We start from the raw sequence: 19825 nt of genomic DNA on the forward strand, positions 1-19825 counted from the left end.
CAACTAGAGAGGGAACGACAGTGTCTCAGAGCGCTCTGCTCGTCATGGATGTCCAGCGGGTCGTTGTGGACCGATACCCGGATCCTGACTACCTTCCGCGCCTGCGCGAGGCCACGGAGGCCGCCCGCGCGGCCGGCCTTCCGATCATCTACGTGGTCGTCGGATTCCGCCCGAACTATCCCGAGGTCAGTGCCCGCAACAAGATGTTCGGTGCGCTCGCACTCGGCGGCCGAATGCCCGCGAGCAGCGACGAGGCCACTCGGATCCATCCCGACCTGGCACCGCGGCCCGAGGACATCGTCGTGACCAAGCGCCGCGTCAGCGCCTTCGCCGGCAGCGACCTGGAGATCGTCCTACGGGCGCGCGAGATCGACCACTTGGTACTGACAGGCATCGCCACCAGCGGCGTCGTGCTGTCCACCCTCCGCCAGGCGGCCGACCTGGACTTCGGCCTCACCGTCCTGGCCGACGGCTGCCTCGACGCCGATCCCGAGGTGCACCGGGTGCTGACCGAGAAGGTCTTCCCCTCCCAGGCGGACGTGACGACCGTGGCCGACTGGGCTGCGAACCTTGCCCGCTAGCTCTCGCATGAGAGCGGTCTTGTCATCGGCATTCCGGAGGGTGGCCGCGCGAGCCGACGGCGACGGCCACCACGGGCACGGGCCGGGAGCCGTAGAGCACGCTCCACGTCCCGGTCGTCGGCAGCCGGCAGGGCGATCGCAAGCATCAACCTGGGTCCGGATTGATCCTTTCATGCCGAGGCCGGGCGGGGAGCCTGTGGCGAGGCGCCGGTCACGGACGGTGCCAGCGCTGTAACTTGTCGGGGTTCAACACGATCCACACGGCGGTGACCTTGGTTCCGGCGACACTCAGGCTGACCACCGCCACGGCCTGGCCCGCCCGGCGCAACGCCAGACCCGTCCGGCCGTTCACGGACGCGACGGCCACCTCGGTGCCCGGCTGACCGGCCAGCAGGGCCGTGACGAACCGAGCGACCGCGTCGGCGCCGCAGGTCGGGCGTACCGCGGCACGCAGCTTGCCGCCACCGTCGCTCACGACCATCGCCTCCGCGGTCAGAACCGCCCTCAGCGCCGCCGCATCCCCCGTCGCGCACGCCGCGGCGAACCGGCGCGCGACACGATCATGCCTGGCGAGCATCGCTGGGCGGGACCTGACCTGGTGCCCCGCCGGGCCGATGGGCTCGGGCCGACGCACCGGAGCGCCGGGCGCCGCGGCCGAGCCTCGTCGCGGGACGTCGACGGGGGCGTGGGCCGACGCGGCAGCGGCCAGCACCTCCAGGCAGATGCCTCCGGCGACCCGCGTCAACCAGGCACGCGGCACCGCGATGCCGGAGCGTTCCTCGTCACCGAGGGTGTACCAGCGGCGATAGGTCTCCTGGACGATCCGGTCGGCGGTTTCGGCCGAACCGAACATCCACAGGGCGATCTCGAGCAGATGCTGCCGCTCGTCGAGCATCTCCGCCAGCGTCCCGGCGTTCACCTCGGCCATAACCCGCCGCCTTCGCAGCCGGGAGAGTACGTCTGGGAGCGGCGAAGCTCCTGTGTCCACGTCGTGGAAGGGCCGGCGTGGCCGCCGGCCAACGGGGTCGTCCGCACGATGTCCTCTGTTCTCTGGGCGTCAGCAGCTAAGACCGGATAACCCCTCCCGGTGTGACGGCCACCAGAACGATCACGAGAGGCGGCCGCTCCGATGCGGCGGCCCATGTCAGCCGCGTTGGTGCTCCTTGGAACGTGACCGTTCGAACGCGTCGAGTTTGGCCGGGTTGACGATCCACATGACGTGATGAATGCCCTGCGGCGAACCCTCGATGGTGAGAAAGGCGACGTCGTCGGTGCGATTGCGGGGGACGAGCACGCCGGCGCGTCCGTTCGCTTCGACCCAGGTGATGTCGCCGCCTGGCCAGTACTTCTGCGCGCACGCGGCGATGAATTTCGCCACGCGTGTGCTGCCCAGCAGGGGGAACCGCGCGGACCCCCGGGTACCGCCTCCGTCGGAGGAACTGACGACATCCGCGGTGAAGAGGTCTTCGAGGGCGGCGACGTTTCCTGTCTGGGCGGCGGCGAGGAAGACCTTCAACAGGCGCCGGTGCTCGATCTTGTCGATGGGCTCGCGTCGTACGGCGTTCAGATGTTTGCGGGCGCGGCTCACGAGCTGGCGGGCATTGGCCGGGCTGAGCCGCAGGATGTCCGCGATCTGTGGGTAGGGGTAAACGAAGGCCTCGCGAAGGATGTAGGCGGCCCGCTCCGTGGGGGTGAGTCTCTCGAGCAGCAGCAGGAAGGCGATTTCGAGCGCTTCGCCGCGTTCGGCTCCCACCGCGGGGTCGAGGCTGGTGTCGATGGGTTCGGGAAGCCAGGGTCCTATGTAGGCTTCGCGTCGCGCGCGGGCGGATTGGGCGACGTTGATGGACAGGCGTGTGGTGATCAACGCCAGAAAGGCCGGGGGATTTTTGATGGTCGCACGGTCGGTGTTCTGCCAGGACAACCAGACTTCCTGAAGGACGTCCTCGGCTTCCGCCGCGCTGCCGAGCATCCGATAGGCGATGCCGAACAGGCGCGGGCGCAGCTCGACGAAGGCGGACGCGGCCTGTTCGAGTGCGCTCGCCTGTTCCCGGGGTTCCGCATGCATGGTTACCCGCTCCTTCGCCGCGTCGGCGTCAACTCATCCACATCGGTTCGCAGTCGGGCCATCGCCGCCCGACGATCAGCCACACCGCGGGGCGGAGCGTGGCCAGACTGCTGCCTCATGGCTCCGGCCGCGGCGGCGTCGCGTGCACCTTGGCCTGTCGTCGAGGAGCGTGTCACCAGGCACACGCTCCTCGACCACAGGCCGGGGGTCTCAAGGCGAGGGAACTGCGGCTTCCGGAGAGCGTCCGATCACGCAGTCCTTTTTGCTACTTTTCAGCTCCTTTGACCTTTTTAACGCCTTGGGGGAACCTCCCGTTCCGCAGCGAAGGCGATACTTGGTGAAGACTGTCATCTCGGATCGAGATGGAATACGCCGGGGGGAGTATGGATCTACGACAGATGGAAGTCGTCGTGGCGGTCGCCGAAGAGGGCGGGTTCACCATGGCGGCGCGGCGTCTGCACGTGGTCCAGTCCGCGGTGTCCGGTGCGGTGCGTGCGCTGGAACGCGACCTGGGGACCCCGCTGTTCGACCGCACCACCCACCGGGTGGTCTTGACCCCGGCCGGCGAGGCGTTCGTACCGGCCGCACGCGCGGCGTTGCGGGCCGCGGATCAGGCACGGGCGACGGTCGACGTCGTGAGGGGACGGATCACGGTCGGCACGATGCAGGGTGTCTGGGGCGGTCTCCACAGAGCGCTGGCCACCTTGAGGGAAGAGCACCCGGGCGTGGTGGTCCGGCTCCAGCAGGCGTCGGTGACCGATATCCGGCAGTCGTTGCGCGAGGGCACCGTGGACCTGGCCGTGGTGGCACTGAGTCGCCAGCAGCAGCGGGGACTGGTGACCAGGCTGCTGTCGCGCGAGGAGATGGTGCTGGTGACCTTGGCAGGGCCGCCACTCGACGGCAACGATCCGGTGACGCTCGCCGAGGTGGCCCGCCTGCCCCTGGTGGACTTCCCGCCCGGCTGGGCGATCCGTCATTCGGTCGACCGGGCCTTCCGCGCGGTTCACCTCGAGCGCAGCACCGCGTTCGAGGTGAACGACATCCTCGCGGCCGCCGAACTCGTCCGCCACGATTTGGGTGTCTGCATCATGCCGGAGTCGATCGCCACCCGGTTTCCGGACCTGGTCATGCGCCGGTTCGCCCAGCATGGGCCGAGCTGGAAGATCATGGTGGTACGGCCTCGTAAGGCGCCATCGCCGGCGACCGCCGCCCTGCTGAGGCACATCGCCTGACCTCGACGGGAAGCCGCGTTGGACACGATGAGTCATGGAATGATTTCCATCCGTGACGGCCGACTTCGTCTCGGATGTGTCGAACGACGTGATCACGGCGGGCGGAGTCGCCCCGCCGAGACCGAGTCCGGCCGGCGGATTCCGTCTGGTCGGCAGGGGGTCGTCGGCGGCGCGATCGCGCCTTTGAGGTGAGATGTGGCGACATTTGTGGATCCAGGGTTGAGCGTAGGAAAATTCCCTAGTAAACATGTAGGGATAGTTGACATTGCCTTTTTCGCGGCACACGCTGTGATACGGCCCACCCGCACATCGCCCATCGAAAGGTGTCAGGGAATGACTCAGCTCCATGAACACGAGACGCCCGTCGTCGCCGACGGCTCCTACCAGCACATCGACGTCACGCAGGTCGGCGGGGTGATCGGCGCGGTCGTCGGCGGCATCCGGGTGGGCGGCGACGCCGACGCGGCGGCGGTCGCCGAACTGCGTGCCGCGCTGCTGCGCCACCGTGTGATCTTCCTGCGCGACCAGCAGCACGCCACCGACGCCGACCAGCACGCGTTCACCAGGCTGCTCGGCACCGTCACCAAGCCGCACCCGACGGTGACCGGCGACGGTGAGGCCGTACTCCCGATCGACTCCGAGCAGGGCAAGGCCAACAGCTGGCACACGGACGTGACCTTCGTCGACCGGATCCCGGCGATCAGCGTGCTGCGCGCCATCACGCTGCCGCCCTACGGCGGGACCACGGTGTGGGCCAACACGGTGGAGGCGTACCGGCGGCTGCACCCCGGCCTGCAGGCGCTGGTGGGCCAGCTGCGCGCGGTGCACTCGAACCTGTACGACTACGCGGCGCAGCGCCCGCAGATCGGCGGGATCGACGTCAGGGAACAGGATTATCGCGAGCAGTTCCGGAGCAGCGAGTTCGAGACCGAACACCCCGTCGTCCGCATCCACCCGGAGACCGGCGAGCCGTCCCTGCTGCTCGGCCACTTCGTCAGGTCGTTCGTGGGCCTGAGCAGCGCCGATTTCCACGATCTGTTCTCCCTGCTGCAGCGGCACGTCACCCGCCTGGAGAACACGGTGCGGTGGAACTGGCGCGACGGGGACATCGCCATCTGGGACAACCGGGCCACCCAGCACTACGCCGTCGCGGACTACGACGACCTGCCCCGGCTTCTCCACCGCATCACCCTGGCCGGTGACATCCCGATCGGCATCAACGGTGACACCAGCGTGGTCCGCAAGGGCGACGCCAGCGCCTACTCACCCATCGCCGCCTGAGCGGCGGCCTGTCCGCGGACGTCCCCGGCCGTCCGGCCGGGGAAGCGGCACGGCGATGGACTCGCACGCGATTCGGCGAGGCCTGGCCGAGGGGGCTTTCCTCCTCGGACCTGACGGGGCTGACCGAACGCCACGTACACCGAGAGACGCCACCCGGCGGTTTTGCCGGGTGGCGCGCTGGCTCTCTCAGGTGCGGGCGGGACTCAGGGGGCTCGTGCACTGGTAGCCGGACGGTGTCTGGGTGTTGCCGTTCGGGCGGCTCGCCTGGAAGCCGAAGGTGGTGTTCTGGCCGGGGCTGAGGGCGCCGTTGTGCCCGGCGCTCCTCGCGGTGACGGTCTGCCCGCTGACGGTCAGCGTGGCGTTCCACGAACCGGTGACGGTGTGGCCGCTCGGCAGCGTGAAGGTCACCGTCCAGCCGTTGATCGCGGAGGTGCCGGTGTTGGCGACCGTGACCGGCTGGACCACGTACCCGTTCCCCCACTGCGTCTGGACGGTCGCCGTCACCGAGCATCCGCCGGTGCCTCCGCCGCCGCCCGGGGTGGTGGTGACCGTCGCCGTGTTCGACACCGGCGAGAGGTTGCCCGCCGCGTCGCGGGCCCGGACCTGGTAGCGGTACGTGGTGTTCGCGGTGAGCCCGGTCTGAGCGAACGAGGTGGTGGCCGAGGTGCCCACCTGGGTGAAGGTGCCGCCGGACGCGCCCGGCGCGCGCAGGACGTCATAGCCGGTCACGCCCACGGCGTCGGTGGAGGCGGTCCAGGCCAGGGTGGTGCCGGTGGAGGTCGTCCCCGACGCGGCGAGGCCGGCCGGCGCGGTCGGCGCGGTGGTGTCGCCGCCCCCGGTGGTGGCCGGCGGGACGCGGACGATGCGGTCGTCCTGTGCCACCGGGGTGCCGCGGCCGTCCCGGTTGCTGGTCGTCACCCAGAGCCAGCCGTCAGGCCCGACCGCGACCGTGCGGAGCCGCCCGTAGGCGGACTGGAACTCGGCCAGCGGTGTGCCGGACGGCGTACCGGCACTGGTCAGCGGCACCGTCCAGAGCCGCTGGCCCCGCAGCGCGGCGACGAAGAGCGTGTTGTTGGCCCAGGCCAGCCCGCTCGGCGAAGCCTCGGCGGTCGTCCACGTGACGATCGGGTTGCGGAAGGAGGGGTTGGTGCACGTGCCCTCGCACGTCGGCCAGCCGTAGTTGGAGCCCGCGACGATCTGGTTGACCTCGTCCCAGGTGTTCTGCCCCAGTTCGGCGGCGTACATCCTGCCCTGGGAGTCCCAGGTCAGGCCCTGGACGTTGCGGTGGCCGTAGGTCCAGACGCGGGAGCCCGCGATCGGATTGTCCGCGGGCACACCGCCGGTGGGCGTCATACGCAGGATCTTCCCGGCGGGGCTGTTGACGTTCTGCGCGTTGGCGGAGTTGCCGGCGTCGCCGGCCGCCACGTAGAGCATGCCGTCCGGCCCGAAGGCGATGCGGCCGCCGTCGTGGAAGGTGTTGCTCGGGACCCCGGAGAAGAGCACCGTCTGCGTCTGAGGCGCGGTCAGTTGCAGTCTGACCAGGCGGTTGTCCCCGGCTGTGCTGGTGAAGTACGCGTACACCCAGCCGTCCTGGGCGTAGGCGGGCGACACGGCGATGCCGAGCAGGCCGCTCTCACCCGAGGCGCTCACCCCGCTGATGGTGGCGACCGCCGTGGGCGTCTGGCCCGGCCGCACCTGCATGATGCGTCCGGTGTTGCGTTCGGATACCAGCGCGCTGCCGTCCGGCAGGAACGCCAGGCCCCAGGGCACCTGAAGGCCCGTGACGGAGACCTGCGCCCGGGAGAAGTCGAAGCCGCCTATCACTTGGGCGCGGGCCTCGGGAGCGGTGACGAGCAGCGCGAGCAGAGCCATGATCAGGGCCGGGATGACGCGGGCACGCATGATGGAGACTCCTTGGCCGGGTCACTGTGCGGATGCCAGCACCGTAGGCACGCGGGCCGCGGGATCTCAAACGCCGTGATCGGCTCGCCCTGACAACCTGGGAGGACGACCCCGCGCCGTTGAAACTTTCATATAATCAGCGAAAGTTGCGGACCAGCGGATGCCCCGGTGACCCAATGGTGGAGCTTGCTTTCTCTCGCGGCTGCGCGTTTTCGCCGGCGGTTACCATTGGGCGAGGTCGAGCACCGCGACGAGGGGACCATGACACCAGCCGCCAAGCGCGCCACCAGTGCGGACGTCGCCAACGCTGCGGGCGTTTCCCGAACCACGGTGAGCTTCGTGCTCAATGACAAGCCCGGATACTCCATTCCGGAGGAAACCCGCCGCCGCGTCCTCGACGCCGCCGTGCGCCTCGACTACCGTCCCCGTGCCTCCGCGCGCTCCCTGGCCGCCGGGCGGAGCGACATCGTGCTGCTGGCCATCCCCGACCTGCCGATCGGCGCGGGCATCAGCCGCTTCGTCGAAGAACTCGCGGGCGCCCTCGCGGAGCACGGCCTGACCATGGTCACCCACCTCGCGGGCGCACGCGGTCAACTCCTGCCGGACGTGTGCGCGGCAGTGGACGCCTCCGTGGTGGTCGGCTTCGACGCGTTCGACGAGGACACCGTCCAAGCCCTCTACCGAGCGGGCGCCGACGTGGTGCTTCCACCCCGCGTCGCCTCCTCTCCCGCGTTGCAGCCGATCGGCCGGCTGCAGGCAGACCATCTGATCGGCCGAGGACATCGGCGGCTCGGCTATGCGATGCCTGAGCATTCCAACTTGCGGTCGATGGCCGAGGACCGGCTGGACGGCGTCGTCGGGGCCTGCCTCGATGCCGGTCTCGAGCGTCCCACGGTGCTGAGCACCAGCCTGGAGATCGCGCGCGCGGCCCAGGCCGTGGCCGGGTGGACCGAGCGATCCGTAACCGGTGTCTGCGCCTTCAACGACGAGACCGCGATCGCGGTGCTCGCGGGCATGCGCGCGCACGGTCTCGCCGCCCCCGGCGACCTGGCGGTCATCGGTGCCGACGACATTCCCACGGCGCGGCTGACGGCTCCGCCGCTCACCACCGTCTGCTTCGACCTGCCCGAGGTGGCCCGCCAACGTGCCGAAGAGATCATGGCGGTCCTGTCCGGCCGCGAATCGTCGGCCGTGTCCACCTTGGCTGACCTTCAGGTCGTCCAGCGCTCGTCCACCTGAGCGCCGTGCCCGCGTAGACGTCACGGCCGGCCGGACGCGGCAACGCGCCCGGCCAGACCTGCGTTCCGGTGGACCCTAGGCTGCGGGCTGTACCTGGAACACCGTGCTCGTGTCATGGAACAGCGTTCCCTCGCCCGGCTTCTTGACCGTGATGTCGAGATAGAGGGGTTGCCCGGTGGCCGGGGTGGTGAAGGTGATCGGATACTGCTGACGGCTGCCCAGCCCGACCTTCAGGTCGGCGCTGCCCGAGGCGACCGGCCGGCCGCTCGCGGAACCGGTACGCAGGCTCCACGAGACGGTCAGGCGTTCACCGGAGAGGGAGTCGTTGAACACCGTGAGCCGGCGCGTGGTGGGGCCGGGCGTGATGACCGCGGGCGTGGTCGGCCACGCACCGGCCTCGTTCGACAGCTTGTTGGCGTTCCAGAAGGCCGAGTCGATCACCGCGACGGGGTTGAAGGCGTTCTGGATGAGGCGGAGGGTGGGGTTCGACCAGGGGTCGGGAAGGTTGTCCTCACCGTAGATCGGGTGGGGACCGTTGGGATAGCCGCTCTCCAGTTTCATGTCCGTCCGCTTCACGCCGGGGATGTGCGAGGCCCAGCCGGACAGCAGGGTGTAGGGCCGGGCCTCGGAGCCGCCCTGCTCGCGCATCCGCATGGTGGCGGTGCCGAACCAGGTCAGCCCCTGCGGGGTGCTGTCGGCGGGCCAGATGAACTCACCCTGGCCCTGTGGCTTTCCGGCGGGTCCGTCGCAGACGCTCTCGTCGTACTTGCCGAATGAGGAGTCGTGGTAGTGGCAGAAGACGGTGTAGTTGTCGTGGGGCAGGTCGGGCGACTCACCGTCGGTGCTGATCGGCCGCGTGGTGTCGTAGCGCATGACGGTCTGGTAGAGGGTTTCGTCGAAGGCGGGTCCGGCGCCGGGGTTGGCGAAGAACTGCACCTGAGGCTCGTTGGCCTGGCTCCAGCGCAGCACCGACGCGTGGTTGCGGTCCCGCTGGACGAGAGCGGCCAGGTGATTGACCATGTTGTCGCGGCCGGAGTCGAAGTTCTCGCGGTTGTTCGAGCCGCGGATGGCGGTCTCGTCCTGGATCATGAGCCCCATCTCGTCGGCGACATCGAGCATGTACGGCGTCGCCGGGATCTGGTGGATCCGGACGCTGTTGTAGTTCAGCCGCTGGTAGTTGTCCACCGCCTCGGGCCAGCCGCCGTTGTCGCGCGACGGCTTCAAGAACCCGGGGTGGGTGTCGTAGGCGTCGCTGCGGCCGTGGTAGTCGATGTTGTCGTAGTTCGCGCCCTGCAGGCTGTCGCCGCGGAAATTCACCCGCACGCCGTTGAGCTCGTAGTGGTCGCCGACCTGGGCCAGTTCACGGAACCCGAATCGGACGTCGTACTGCGACGGCTGCGTGTGCCGGCCGCCGGTGGTGACCGCGAGGTGCAGGTTGTGCAGCTCGGCGCGGTAACCCTGGCGGTAGGGCACGTTGGGCCACCAGAACGAATCCGGGCCCGCGCGCCAGGCCGGAGCCTCGACGGTCACCGTGGTCGTCGTGTTGGCCGGGACGGTCACGTCGCGGCGTGGGATCGCGGGGTAGTTCCAGTTCTCCCGGTTCCACGAGCTGAGCGCGCCGCTCAGGGTGACCCGCTGCGACCGGGACGTGCGGTTGGCGATGGACACGTCATAGCTCAGCCGGCGCTTGCTCACCGAGGTACGGACGACCGCGTCGCTGATGGAGACCGCGGGGAAAACCTCGAGGTCGGCCGAACGGAAGATGCCCTGGGCGACGTCGTCGGACCAGGAAGCCCCTTCGGGGACCAGATACCGGCCGTCCGGGCCGACGAGCGCCTTGCGACCCTCGACGGTGACCTCGATGCGATGCGTTCCGCCCGGCCGGACGAAGCCGGTGAGGTCGAACGTGGAGGCGGTGTACGCCGTCATGTTGGTGCCGACGGTGCGTCCGTCGACCTTGAGGGTCGCCCGGTGGTTGACGGCGCCGAAGGTCAGCCGGGTGACCTGATCGGCGGCGAGGTCGGGTACCCGGATGGTCCGGCTGTAGACGGCTCTGGACAGGTCGGCGTAGCCCTGCTTCAGCCAGCCGCCGCCGGGGACCTGGATCGTGGTCCGCTTCCCGCTCGCCGCCGAGTTGACGCACGTCATGGGGCCGGTCGTCGTGCCGAACGAGCCGCCGCCGGTACAGACGGTGTTCGTCACCGGCGTGAAATCCCAGGTCCCGGCGAGGCTGACCGTCTTCGCCGGCGCAGCACCGGCGACGCCGTTGAGATACCCCGCCTCGAACGTCGGTTGGCTCGTCCTGCCGGCGTGCGCCGTGGCGGGACCGGTGGACTGGCCGAACGAAGGTGTGGCCGGGCCGGCGATCAGCCCGATCGCCAGTACGGCGGCCGCGGACCGCAGTCCCTTGCGGAGAACCCGCGCCGGCCAGGGGAGAAGAGCATTCGATCTGCTCACTGAGACTCGTTTCTGTGGGGTGTGCGGTTGCGGAGGAATGCTCCGGCCGCGCGAGTGCCGACACGGCATCGCGTGGTTGCTCATGGGTCGGAAGGCCGCCGTTTTCTCGCGAATCCGGCGGACGCGAAGCGATTCGCTGATGAGGAGTCCGGCGGTGCAGGAGCGGCGGCGACCAGCATGACCGGGAGGTCGATTTGGGGTGTAAAGCTCCTACAGGGCGTTGTTAACGCTAACATCCTCCACTAGTAACGCGCGTTAACAGTGACAAAGCTGGAGTTAACCGCACCTTGTGAGGGTGGCGAAAGCCATGTGGCGACGACGTGGCCAATTTGTTACTGACGTCGCCGCGCCGCCGCGGGCGGCCAGGAGCTCGCCGGCGCTCCGCCGCTCGCACACCGCCACGACGACGGAAAGCCGGAGTGGAGGCGCCTACGGGGCTGAACATGCCGCCCAGGTGCCGCCCAACGGCCAGCCGATGATCACCCGCGCACGGGCGGTTATCCCGTCAGCGAAGCTGTAGCCGGCTGCGCAGGAAACGACGTTCGGCGTCGGTGGGTGCGAGATCGAGCGCCGCGCGGTAGCCGTCGGCCGCCTCCTGGGAGCGGCCGACGCGTCGCAGCAGGTCGGCGCGTGTGGCGTGCAGCAGGTAGTAGTCGTTGAGCTGTCCGGCCCGGGCGATCGCGTCGACCAGCGGCAGCGCCGCCTCGGGACCGTCGGCCATGCCGATCGCCACGGCACGGTTCAGATCCACGATCGGGCTTGGGGCGATGCGCGCGAGCTGTGTGTACAGCCCGACGATCTGTGGCCAGTCCGTTTGGGCCGCGACCGGCGCGGTGGCATGACACGCCGCGATGGCCGCCTGGAGCTGGAACGGCCCGGCCCGGCGCCGGCGTAGCGCTCGTTCGCAGATCGCGGCGCCCTCCGCGATCTGCGCCTGATCCCACAGCGAGCGGTCCTGCTCGGCCAGGGTGACCATGTCGCCGTCCGCGTTCATGCGCGCCGGCCTCCGGGCATCGTGCAGCAGCATCAGCGCGAGCATGCCGTGCGTTTCGGGCTCGTCGGGCATCAACGCCGTCACCACCCGTGCGAGACGGATGGCCTCCTGGCACAGCCGGGCCTTCTGCGGGTCCCCGTACCCCTCGTTGAACAGTAGGTAGAGCACGTGGAGTACGGCGGGAAGGCGGTCCGGCAGCAGGTGCGCGGGCGGCACCCGGAACGGGATGCCCGCGTGCGCGACCTTCTGTTTGGCGCGGAAGATGCGCTGGCCCATGGTGCGCTCCGGCACCAGGAACGCACGCGCGATCTCGGCGGTGCTCATGCCGGCCAGGCTCCGCAGGGTCAACGCCACCTGGGCTTCGAGACTCAGCGACGGATGGCAGCAGGTGAACATGAGCTCCAGACGCTCGTCGGGGATCTCACTGTCGCTCAGGTAGGGCGACGGCTCCGGGTTCATCGCGGCCGCCTTCCGCAGCTTCGTCGCCTCAGTGGAAGCGCGACGCATCCGGTCGATCGCGCGGTGGCGTGCCGTGGTGGTCAGCCACGCCAGTGGCTGGTCCGGTATGCCTGATTCCGGCCACCTCTGGAGTGCCTGCGCGAACGCGTCCTGCGTGCACTCCTCGGCCAGATCCCAGTCGCCGCCGGTGAACCGGATCATGGTGGCCACGATCCGGCTCCACCCGTCGGCGTAGATCCCGGCGATCCGGTCCCTCGCCTGAGCCGTCACCGACGTCGTCCGTCTTCGCTAGTCCTGGTCGTCGGGCCAGAACGGGCGCAGCTCGATCATCCCGGCCCACGCCATCGGGTGCTTGGACGCGATATCGATGGCCTCGTCGAGGTCGGCGCACTCGATGATGTCGAAACCGGCTATCTGGTCCTTGGTCTCGGCGTACGGACCGTCGGTCAGCAGCACCTCGCGGTTGCGGACGCGGACCGTGGTCGCGTCGCTCGCCGGCCGGGTGCGGTTGCCCATCAGCCGGATCCCCTTGCCGTCCATCTCCGTGACCCAGTCCTCCACGTCCGGGGCGCCGTCGTCCTGGCCGGGCTTGTAGTCGGGGTCGGTGCACACCAGCATCAGGTACTTCATCGGACTGCTCCCATCGTGGAATCGGCGGCGGCCATCGCGGAGATCGTGGTGGTCATGTTTCGGCACAGGGTGACCAGACGGCTGTCGAGCATCCGCGGGTCGGCCTCGGCATCCGCGCGGGCGCCGCTGGCGCCGGGGCCGTGGGTGAACGAGTGGTGGACCAGGGTGCTTCCCGGCTCGCCGCCCTCGCGCAGCTCGTAGCGCCACGTCGAGCCGACCAGATCGGCGTCGTCGAGAACGCTCCAGGCGAAAACGCCCGGCCGCTCCGCTTCGATGACCACGCAGGTCACCTTACTTTCAAATCCGCTCGGAAACCGGTTGCGGCCGATGAACCGGGCACCCGGAGCCGGGGCCTGGGTGCCGTCACACCAGCTGCCGCCGGTGGCCTCCGGGCTCCACTCGCCGATCCGGTCCACCGCGGTGACCAGGTCCCACATCCGCTCGCGCGGTATCGGGACGGTCAGGGCGACCGCCACCTGTGCACCAGTGACCATGTCCATGAGTGTTCTCCTCTCGTTGGTCATGTGGATGACGAACGAGAGAGGCCTTCTACTACAGGCTCACCTCAAGATTTTTTGAGAAGCCGGGCGGGCGGGCGTATCCGGATTCTGTGCGAAGCCGGTCGGGCGGGCGCGTCCGGTCACGGGGAAGATCCCTTTGCCGGTCGAGCGACGCCGCCCGGCAACAAATATGGGTCCCCGGCGTGGAGCTTCCGGGGACCCATGAATGCGGCTGACTACAGCCGGGCGCTGCTACTTGGTGAGCGGGGCCAGGTCGGGGTCGTTGGCGTACGCCTCGACGACGTTCTCCTTGGTCACGATCAGGGGCTCCAGCAGGTACGACGGGACGACCTTCACCCCGTTGTTGTACGACTTGGTGTCGTTGACCTCGGGTGCCTTACCGGCCTGCAGGTCCTTGACCATCTGGATGCTCTGCTTGACCAGGTTGCGGGTGTCCTTGTTGATCGTGGAGTACTGCTCGCCGGCCACGATCGACTTGACCGACTCCGGCTCGGAGTCCTGGCCGGTCACGACCGGGATGTCCTTGCCGGCACCCTTGACCGAGGTGATGATGGCGCGGGCCAGCGTGTCGTTGGGGGAGAGCACCCCGTCCAGGGTCTTGCTGCTGTAGGTGGAGGTCAGCAGCGAGTCCATCCGCCGCTGGGCGTTCTCGGCCTTCCAGCCGTCGGTGGAGGTCTGCTTGATCTCGGTCTGGCCGGAGCCGACCACCACGTCGCCGGAGTCGATCTGCGGCTTCAGCACGCTCATCGCGCCGTCGAAGAAGACCGCCGAGTTGTTGTCGTCCGACGAGCCGGAGAACAGCTCGATGGTGTACGGGCCGGTCGGCTTCTTCGCCTTCATGCCATCCAGCAGTGCCTTGCCCTGGAGCTCGCCGACCTTGAAGTTGTCGTACGCGACGTAGTAGTCGAGGGCCTGGGTGTTCTTGATGAGCCGGTCGTAGGCGATGACGGTCGCGCCGGCCGCCTTGGCCGCCTCCACCTGGGTGGACAGCTGCGCGGCGTCGGTCGCACCGATGATGATGACCTTGGCGCCCTTGGTGACCATGGCCGAGATCTGCGCCTGCTGGTCGGCGACGGTGGTGGAGGAGCCGGCGTACTGCACGTCGGACTGGAAGCCGGCCTCCTTCAGGCCGTTGGTGAACAGGTCACCGGCCAGAACCCAGTTCTGCGAGGTCTTCGCCGGCAGCGCGACACCGATCAGAGCGTCGGCCGCGAAGCCCTTAGCGGCTTCGGTCGAGCCGCCGGCGTTGGTACCGGTGCTGGTGTCCGCCGAACGCTCGGAGGCGCAGGCGGTGAGTGCCAGGAGCGCGATGGCGCCGGCCGCCACGCTGCGGACGATGGTATTGCGCATTTTTCAGGTGCCCTTCTTCGAAGTAGGACGGGGCGGAAGCCTTCCGCCCGTCAGTGGTGGTCCGGCTGTCAGCCGGCCACCGGACTTTTGCCGCGCTCCTGGTCCGCTCCGGTGCCAGGCGCAGGGTCGGCCGGTGCCTCCCTGCGGAATGGACGCGTCAGCGATTCGATGATCGAGAAGCGTCCCTGCTTCTTGTTGTAGACGTCGAGTGCGACGGCCAGCAGCAGGACCAGACCCTTGATGATCTGCACCCGGTCGGACCCCACACCCATCAGCTGCAGGCCGTTGTTGAGCACGGCCATGACGAGGCCACCGACGATGGACCCGCTGATCGTGCCCAGGCCGCCGGAGACGGCCGCACCACCGATGAAGACGGCGGCGATCGCGTCCAGCTCCCAGCCGATGCCGTCCTGCGGCCCGGAGGCGGCCGAACGGGCGACGAAGATCATGCCGGCCAGGGCAGCCAGGACCGCCATGTTCATCATCACCAGGAAGTTGACCCGCTTGAGCTTGACGCCGGACAGCTCGGCGGCCCGGGAGTTGCCGCCGACCGCGTAGATGTGCCGGCCGCCGGCCGTGTTGCGGGTGAAGAACGAGTAGATCACGACCAGGACGCCGAGGATGATTCCAGAGATGGGGAAGCTGGTCCCGACTCGTCCGCCGGCGAACTGCAGGGTCGCGAACACCACCACGACGAGGGGGAAGGCGACCCGGATCGCTGAGATCCACATCGGGGCGACGTCGGCCGACATCTGCTGCCGGACCCGGCGGGCCCTCCACTCCCGGACCACCACCGCCACGCCGACCAGCAGGCCGAGCAGGAGCGTGAGGTTGTTGTACCCGGTGTTCGGGCCGATCTCCGGCAGGAAGCCGGCACCGATGGTCCTGAACCCCTCGGGCACGGGAATGGTGTCGGCGTTGCCGATGAACTGGTTACCGCCCCGGAACAGCAACATGCCGGCCAGGGTGACGATGAACGCCGGAACTCCGACGTAGGCCACCCAGAAGCCCTGCCAGGCGCCGATGACGACGCCGACCGCCAGACCGATCAGGATGGCCAGGAACCACGGCACCGAGTAGTCCTGCATGACCTTCGCGACCACGATGCCGACAAACGCGGCGATCGAGCCGACGGAGAGGTCGATGTGCCCGGCGACGATGACCATCAGCATCCCGATCGCCAGGATCAGGATGTACGAGTACTGGCTCACCAGCGAGATGAGGTTGCCGGAGTTCAGCGTCAGGCCGTTGGTCAGGATCTGGAACAGCAGGACGATCGCCACCAACGTGAAGATCATCCCGAACTGCCGGGCGTTGGAGGTCGTCCCTCCGAACAGGGACTTCTGAAGTTCTTTCACGCGGCTCATGATCGCTGTGCCTTCTTCACTGAGGTCATCTGCTTCATCAGGAGTTCCGGGTCGGCATCTCGCCGGGCGATGTCGCCGGTTATGGTCCCCTCGAACACCGTGTAGATCCGGTCGCACAGGCCGATCAGCTCGGGTAGCTCCGAGGAGATGACGATGACGCCCTTCCCCTGGTCGGCGAGTCGCTGGATGATGCCGTAGATCTCGTACTTGGCGCCGACGTCGATGCCCCGGGTCGGTTCATCGAGGATCAGCAGGTCGGGATCGGTGAACATCCACTTCGCCAGCACCACCTTCTGCTGGTTGCCACCGGAGAGCTTGGTGACCCCCTCGTCGACGGTGGGGGCCTTGACCCGCAGGCTCGTCCGGTAGCCCTCGGCCGCCTGATACTCCCGCACCGAGTCGACCACGCCGCGGGTGGAGACCTTGGACAGCTTGGCGGACACCATCGAGGTCTTGATGTCGTCGAGCAGGTTCAGGCCGATCGACTTGCGGTCCTCGCTGACGTACGCCAGGCCGTGCGCGATGGCGTCCGACACGGACCTCAGCACGATCTCCTGGCCGTCCTTGAAGATCTGCCCGGAGACGTAGGTGCCGTACGACCGGCCGAAGATGCTCATCGCCAGCTCGGTGCGCCCGGCGCCCATCAGGCCGGCGAACCCGACGATCTCACCGCGGCGCACGGTGAAGCTGGAGTTCTTGGCCACCAGGCGGTCGGCGGAGATCGGGTGCCGGACCGTCCAGTTGCGTACCTCGAAGAAGACCTCGCCGATCTCGGGGGTGTGGTCGGGGAAGCGGCTGTGCAGCTCCCGGCCGACCATGCCCCGGACGATCCGGTCCTCGTCGACGCCGTCCGCCTTGATGTCGAGGGTCTCGATCGTCCGGCCGTCCCGCAGGATGGTGATGGAGTCGGCGACCTGAGCGATCTCGTTGAGCTTGTGGGAGATGATGATCGAGGTGACGCCCCGCTGCTTGAAGTGGCGGAGGAGATCCAGCAGATGCTGGGAGTCGGCCTCGTTCAGGGCGGCGGTGGGCTCGTCGAGGATGAGGAGCTTCACGTCCTTGGCGAACGCCTTCGCGATCTCCACGAGCTGCTGCTTGCCCACGCCGATGTCCTTGATCAGCGTGTCCGGGTCCTCCTCCAGGCCGACCCGGGCCATCAGCTCCAGTGCCTGGCGGTTGGCGACCTTCCAGTCGATCACACCGCCGCGGCCCGGCTCGTTGCCGAGGAAGATGTTCTCGGTGATGGACATGCCGGGCACCAGGGCGAGCTCCTGGTGGATGATCACGATGCCGGAGCGTTCGCTGGCCCGGATGTCGGAGAACCGGCTCTCCGTGCCCTGGTAGAGGATCTCACCGGAGTAGGTGCCGTACGGGTAGACCCCGCTGAGCACCTTCATCAGGGTGGATTTGCCGGCGCCGTTCTCCCCGGCGATCGCGTGGATCTCGCCGGCCCGCACCACCAGGTTGACGTCGGAGAGCGCCTTGACCCCGGGGAACTCCTTGGTGATGGAACGCATCTCCAACAGGACGGGTGCGTCGCTCATGACCGGCTCACCCCGGTTGGGGCCTGTGCCGGGTACGGCCGCGAGACAGCGTTGTCACCGTCTCTGGGCCGCCAGAGGGATCCGCGCGTGTCCGGCTGCAGGGGTCCGCGCCAGGTCACCACCGACATGGTTGCCTCCGGGGGTTCGTCATCAGTTCGTCCACTTTGCTGCAGCTTGAAACATATCTCGAAGACGAGAGTGTTCCGCAAAGCTCAATTCACTCATTTTTCGAACGATTCGCTTGGTTGGGTAGAGGCGTGTGGTGCTGCCCCTGTCGTACGTGGTTACGCGTAGCCGACCGTCGACGAGGGGCGAGTTCGGCCGCGTCGTCGTGGGTGGCAGGCAACGAAGTCCGCTGGAAGCGATCGTGTGGGGGCACTCGGTCCCGGCGCCTGCCGGCAGGAGGATCCATGCCTGAGCGGATTTGCTGACGAGCCACGGTGCCGCAGGAGGAAAGAATCAGTGATCGTAACGATTTTGATTCCTCCGATCGGTCGTGACATCGTTGTCAGGCAGGCAGCGGATAGAGACTCCTCCCGTGTTACGGGCGTGTCAATCGGACCACCCCCAATGTGGCCATTTCGTGACGTGTCGCAACACACAGTGAGATTTACCCCACATGATCCTTTGGTCGGTCCCGGCCTCGCCGGCGCACCTCGCGCCGGACCGGCGGCGATCGGTCGCGGTGCGTGGTCGTCCGGCTCAGCGCGGCGGGACGCCCCGTTCGACCAGCTCGGTGGGCAGCACCACGGTGCGCGGCCAGGACCGGTCTCCCTCGATCCGCCGGAACAGCAGCTCGGCGGCGGTCCGGGCCAGCTCGCGGGTGTCGTAGGCGATCACGGTCAGCGGATACGGCATCAGGCGGGCCAGGTCGAAGTCGTCGAACCCGACAAGCGCGGCGTCGCTGCCGCGGCGGCACAGCTCCTCGACCACACCGAGCGTGATGCGGTTGTTCATGCTGAAGAAGGCGGTCGGCGGGTCCGGCTGGTCGAGCAGCTCGGCGACGACGCGGGACGCCGCCGCCGGGTCGCGGATGCCCTCCCTGACGAGCCGGGTGTCGTACGGCGCGCCGGTCGGGGCCAGCGCGTCCTGCGCGCCGTCAAGCCGCTCGCGCATCGTGTAGACGCCGATCGAGTCGAGCAGGATGCCGATCCGCCGATGACCCGCCTCGACGAGCCGGCCCACCCCGGCCCGCGCGCCCCCGCGGTTGTCGAGCAGCACCGTGTCGGCGAGCACCCCGCCAGGCGGCCGGTCGAGAAAGACCATGGGGGTGCCGAGCTCGACCTCGGCGCGCAGGAAGGAGTGGTCGTGGCCGGCGGGCACCACGAGCAGCCCGTCGACGCGGCGGGCGCACATGTCCCGCAGCAGTTGCTGCTCGCGCGCCGGGTCCTCCTCGGAACTGGCGATGATGAGCATCGTGTCGTGCTGCCGGGCGACCTCGGCGGCGGCTCCCGCGATCGCCGCGTAGAACGGGTTGGCGATCTCCTCGATCAGCAGGCCGATCGTGGCGGTCGTCTGCCCGGAGCGCAGCGAGCTGGCCAGGTGGTTGCGGCGGAAGCCGAGCTCGGCCACGGCGGCGAGCACCCGCTCGACCAGCTCGGGCTGGACATTCGGCGTGTTGTTCACGACCCGCGAGACGGTCTTCAGGCTCACTCCGGCCAGGGCCGCAACGTCCACCATGGTGGGCCGTCTTGTACGGCCGACGTCGCTGGTCATGTGACGAACCATACCGACACGCCGTCATCCGGCGTGACAACGTTGTCCGGGCTGTAGGAGGCTCCGCGCCCGGTCTCGCCTCGGCCGTCGGCCCCGGCGGAGCAAGGTCACCGCCACGCCGGTCACCGCCGACGGGACCATCGCCGAGCGCAGGGCAACGGCCGGCTCCCAGGACCTCGAAGCGACCTGGCGGCCGGTGGCCGAACGCGCCTCGCAAGCGCCGCGGCGGTCGCGACGCTGCCCCGCTCACCTGACCCGGCCCGGCGACCTGGGGAAACAGACGGACTGTTTCAGGGAGGTTACACGATCGAGTCTTGACAACGTTGTCTTCTGGGGGAAATCTTAGCTGCGCTTTATAGATCCACACCCGGGCAGCTCCTGCGCGAGCCCGCCATCCCCCATGGAGCTTCCGCATGGTCCAAGACCTACGTCCCGGCACCGACGGCGTCTGACGACGTCGATGCCCACACCGGCGTACGGCAAGCCC

Annotated in this window: 15 protein-coding genes; 4 read left to right on the plus strand and 11 right to left on the minus strand. The window is 68.6% G+C overall.

The window, feature by feature from the left end:
- The first annotated feature begins 20 nt into the window (after positions 1-20).
- Positions 21-581, plus strand: a complete 561-nt coding sequence (locus DKM19_RS13795) for a cysteine hydrolase family protein (RefSeq protein WP_110696037.1) — start codon at positions 21-23, stop codon at positions 579-581.
- Between the two features lie 211 nt (positions 582-792).
- Here the strand turns inward: DKM19_RS13795 and DKM19_RS13800 are convergent, their stop codons facing one another.
- Both DKM19_RS13800 and DKM19_RS13805 read right to left on the minus strand, forming a co-directional pair.
- The gene (locus DKM19_RS13800; protein ID WP_110696038.1) at positions 793-1509 is read right to left on the minus strand and encodes an RNA polymerase subunit sigma; all 717 of its coding nucleotides are present in this window, start codon (positions 1507-1509) and stop codon (positions 793-795) included.
- 216 nt (positions 1510-1725) lie between these two features.
- Positions 1726-2646 (minus strand): RNA polymerase sigma-70 factor, encoded by a 921-nt coding sequence (locus DKM19_RS13805; RefSeq protein ID WP_110696039.1) that lies wholly within the window; start codon positions 2644-2646, stop codon positions 1726-1728.
- Positions 2647-3044: 398 nt separating this feature from the next.
- Here DKM19_RS13805 and DKM19_RS13810 point away from each other — a divergent pair, with 398 nt between their 5' ends.
- Both DKM19_RS13810 and DKM19_RS13815 read left to right on the plus strand, forming a co-directional pair.
- The gene (locus DKM19_RS13810) at positions 3045-3878 is read left to right on the plus strand and encodes a LysR family transcriptional regulator (protein WP_204358787.1); all 834 of its coding nucleotides are present in this window, start codon (positions 3045-3047) and stop codon (positions 3876-3878) included.
- A gap of 333 nt (positions 3879-4211) precedes the next feature.
- The gene (locus DKM19_RS13815) at positions 4212-5159 is read left to right on the plus strand and encodes a TauD/TfdA family dioxygenase (RefSeq protein ID WP_110696041.1); all 948 of its coding nucleotides are present in this window, start codon (positions 4212-4214) and stop codon (positions 5157-5159) included.
- A gap of 186 nt (positions 5160-5345) precedes the next feature.
- Here DKM19_RS13815 and DKM19_RS51625 read toward each other — a convergent pair whose 3' ends face one another.
- Positions 5346-7061, minus strand: a complete 1716-nt coding sequence (locus DKM19_RS51625; RefSeq protein ID WP_110696042.1) for a PQQ-dependent sugar dehydrogenase — start codon at positions 7059-7061, stop codon at positions 5346-5348.
- A gap of 261 nt (positions 7062-7322) precedes the next feature.
- Here DKM19_RS51625 and DKM19_RS13825 point away from each other — a divergent pair, with 261 nt between their 5' ends.
- Complete coding sequence (locus DKM19_RS13825; RefSeq protein ID WP_110705703.1) at positions 7323-8300, plus strand: LacI family DNA-binding transcriptional regulator; 978 nt, start codon at positions 7323-7325, stop codon at positions 8298-8300.
- Positions 8301-8375: 75 nt separating this feature from the next.
- Here the strand turns inward: DKM19_RS13825 and DKM19_RS13830 are convergent, their stop codons facing one another.
- From DKM19_RS13830 to DKM19_RS13865, 8 genes are all read right to left on the minus strand, one after another.
- The gene (locus DKM19_RS13830) at positions 8376-10757 is read right to left on the minus strand and encodes a glycoside hydrolase family 2 TIM barrel-domain containing protein (RefSeq protein ID WP_162641477.1); all 2382 of its coding nucleotides are present in this window, start codon (positions 10755-10757) and stop codon (positions 8376-8378) included.
- 505 nt (positions 10758-11262) lie between these two features.
- Complete coding sequence (locus tag DKM19_RS13835; protein WP_239514245.1) at positions 11263-12480, minus strand: RNA polymerase sigma factor; 1218 nt, start codon at positions 12478-12480, stop codon at positions 11263-11265.
- A gap of 18 nt (positions 12481-12498) precedes the next feature.
- The gene (locus DKM19_RS13840) at positions 12499-12840 is read right to left on the minus strand and encodes a YciI family protein (protein ID WP_089212075.1); all 342 of its coding nucleotides are present in this window, start codon (positions 12838-12840) and stop codon (positions 12499-12501) included.
- Positions 12837-13340 carry an SRPBCC family protein gene (locus DKM19_RS13845; protein WP_162641478.1) on the minus strand — a complete coding sequence of 168 codons (504 nt, stop codon included), beginning with the start codon at positions 13338-13340 and terminating at the stop codon, positions 12837-12839. Before DKM19_RS13845 ends, DKM19_RS13840 begins: the two co-directional genes overlap by 4 nt.
- A 252-nt stretch (positions 13341-13592) precedes the next feature.
- Positions 13593-14711 carry a sugar-binding protein gene (locus tag DKM19_RS13850; RefSeq protein WP_110696045.1) on the minus strand — a complete coding sequence of 373 codons (1119 nt, stop codon included), beginning with the start codon at positions 14709-14711 and terminating at the stop codon, positions 13593-13595.
- A gap of 68 nt (positions 14712-14779) precedes the next feature.
- Positions 14780-16078 carry a multiple monosaccharide ABC transporter permease gene (mmsB, locus tag DKM19_RS13855; RefSeq protein ID WP_110696046.1) on the minus strand — a complete coding sequence of 433 codons (1299 nt, stop codon included), beginning with the start codon at positions 16076-16078 and terminating at the stop codon, positions 14780-14782.
- A complete protein-coding gene (gene mmsA / locus DKM19_RS13860) occupies positions 16075-17622 on the minus strand; it encodes a multiple monosaccharide ABC transporter ATP-binding protein (RefSeq protein WP_110696047.1) in 1548 nt (515 codons plus the stop codon). Before mmsA ends, mmsB begins: the two co-directional genes overlap by 4 nt.
- Before the next feature lie 702 nt (positions 17623-18324).
- A complete protein-coding gene (locus DKM19_RS13865) occupies positions 18325-19338 on the minus strand; it encodes a LacI family DNA-binding transcriptional regulator (RefSeq protein ID WP_239514246.1) in 1014 nt (337 codons plus the stop codon).
- Positions 19339-19825 lie beyond the last annotated feature (487 nt).

Origin of the sequence: Streptosporangium sp. 'caverna' (genome assembly GCF_003203775.1) — a bacterium.
GTDB lineage: Bacteria > Actinomycetota > Actinomycetes > Streptosporangiales > Streptosporangiaceae > Streptosporangium > Streptosporangium subroseum.

Excerpts from the sequence above, each read along its gene's own strand:
- DKM19_RS13800 (WP_110696038.1), bottom strand. The coding sequence starts at position 1,509 with ATGGCCGAGGTGAACGCCGGGACGCTGGCGGAGATGCTCGACGAGCGG.
- DKM19_RS13805 (WP_110696039.1), bottom strand. The coding sequence starts at position 2,646 with ATGCATGCGGAACCCCGGGAACAGGCGAGCGCACTCGAACAGGCCGCG.
- DKM19_RS13810 (WP_204358787.1), top strand. The coding sequence starts at position 3,045 with ATGGAAGTCGTCGTGGCGGTCGCCGAAGAGGGCGGGTTCACCATGGCG.
- DKM19_RS13815 (WP_110696041.1), top strand. The coding sequence starts at position 4,212 with ATGACTCAGCTCCATGAACACGAGACGCCCGTCGTCGCCGACGGCTCC.
- DKM19_RS51625 (WP_110696042.1), bottom strand. The coding sequence starts at position 7,061 with ATGCGTGCCCGCGTCATCCCGGCCCTGATCATGGCTCTGCTCGCGCTG.
- DKM19_RS13825 (WP_110705703.1), top strand. The coding sequence starts at position 7,323 with ATGACACCAGCCGCCAAGCGCGCCACCAGTGCGGACGTCGCCAACGCT.
- DKM19_RS13840 (WP_089212075.1), bottom strand. The coding sequence starts at position 12,840 with ATGAAGTACCTGATGCTGGTGTGCACCGACCCCGACTACAAGCCCGGC.
- DKM19_RS13845 (WP_162641478.1), bottom strand. The coding sequence starts at position 13,340 with ATGGACATGGTCACTGGTGCACAGGTGGCGGTCGCCCTGACCGTCCCG.
- DKM19_RS13850 (WP_110696045.1), bottom strand. The coding sequence starts at position 14,711 with ATGCGCAATACCATCGTCCGCAGCGTGGCGGCCGGCGCCATCGCGCTC.
- mmsB (WP_110696046.1), bottom strand. The coding sequence starts at position 16,078 with ATGAGCCGCGTGAAAGAACTTCAGAAGTCCCTGTTCGGAGGGACGACC.
- mmsA (WP_110696047.1), bottom strand. The coding sequence starts at position 17,622 with ATGAGCGACGCACCCGTCCTGTTGGAGATGCGTTCCATCACCAAGGAG.
- DKM19_RS13865 (WP_239514246.1), bottom strand. The coding sequence starts at position 19,338 with ATGACCAGCGACGTCGGCCGTACAAGACGGCCCACCATGGTGGACGTT.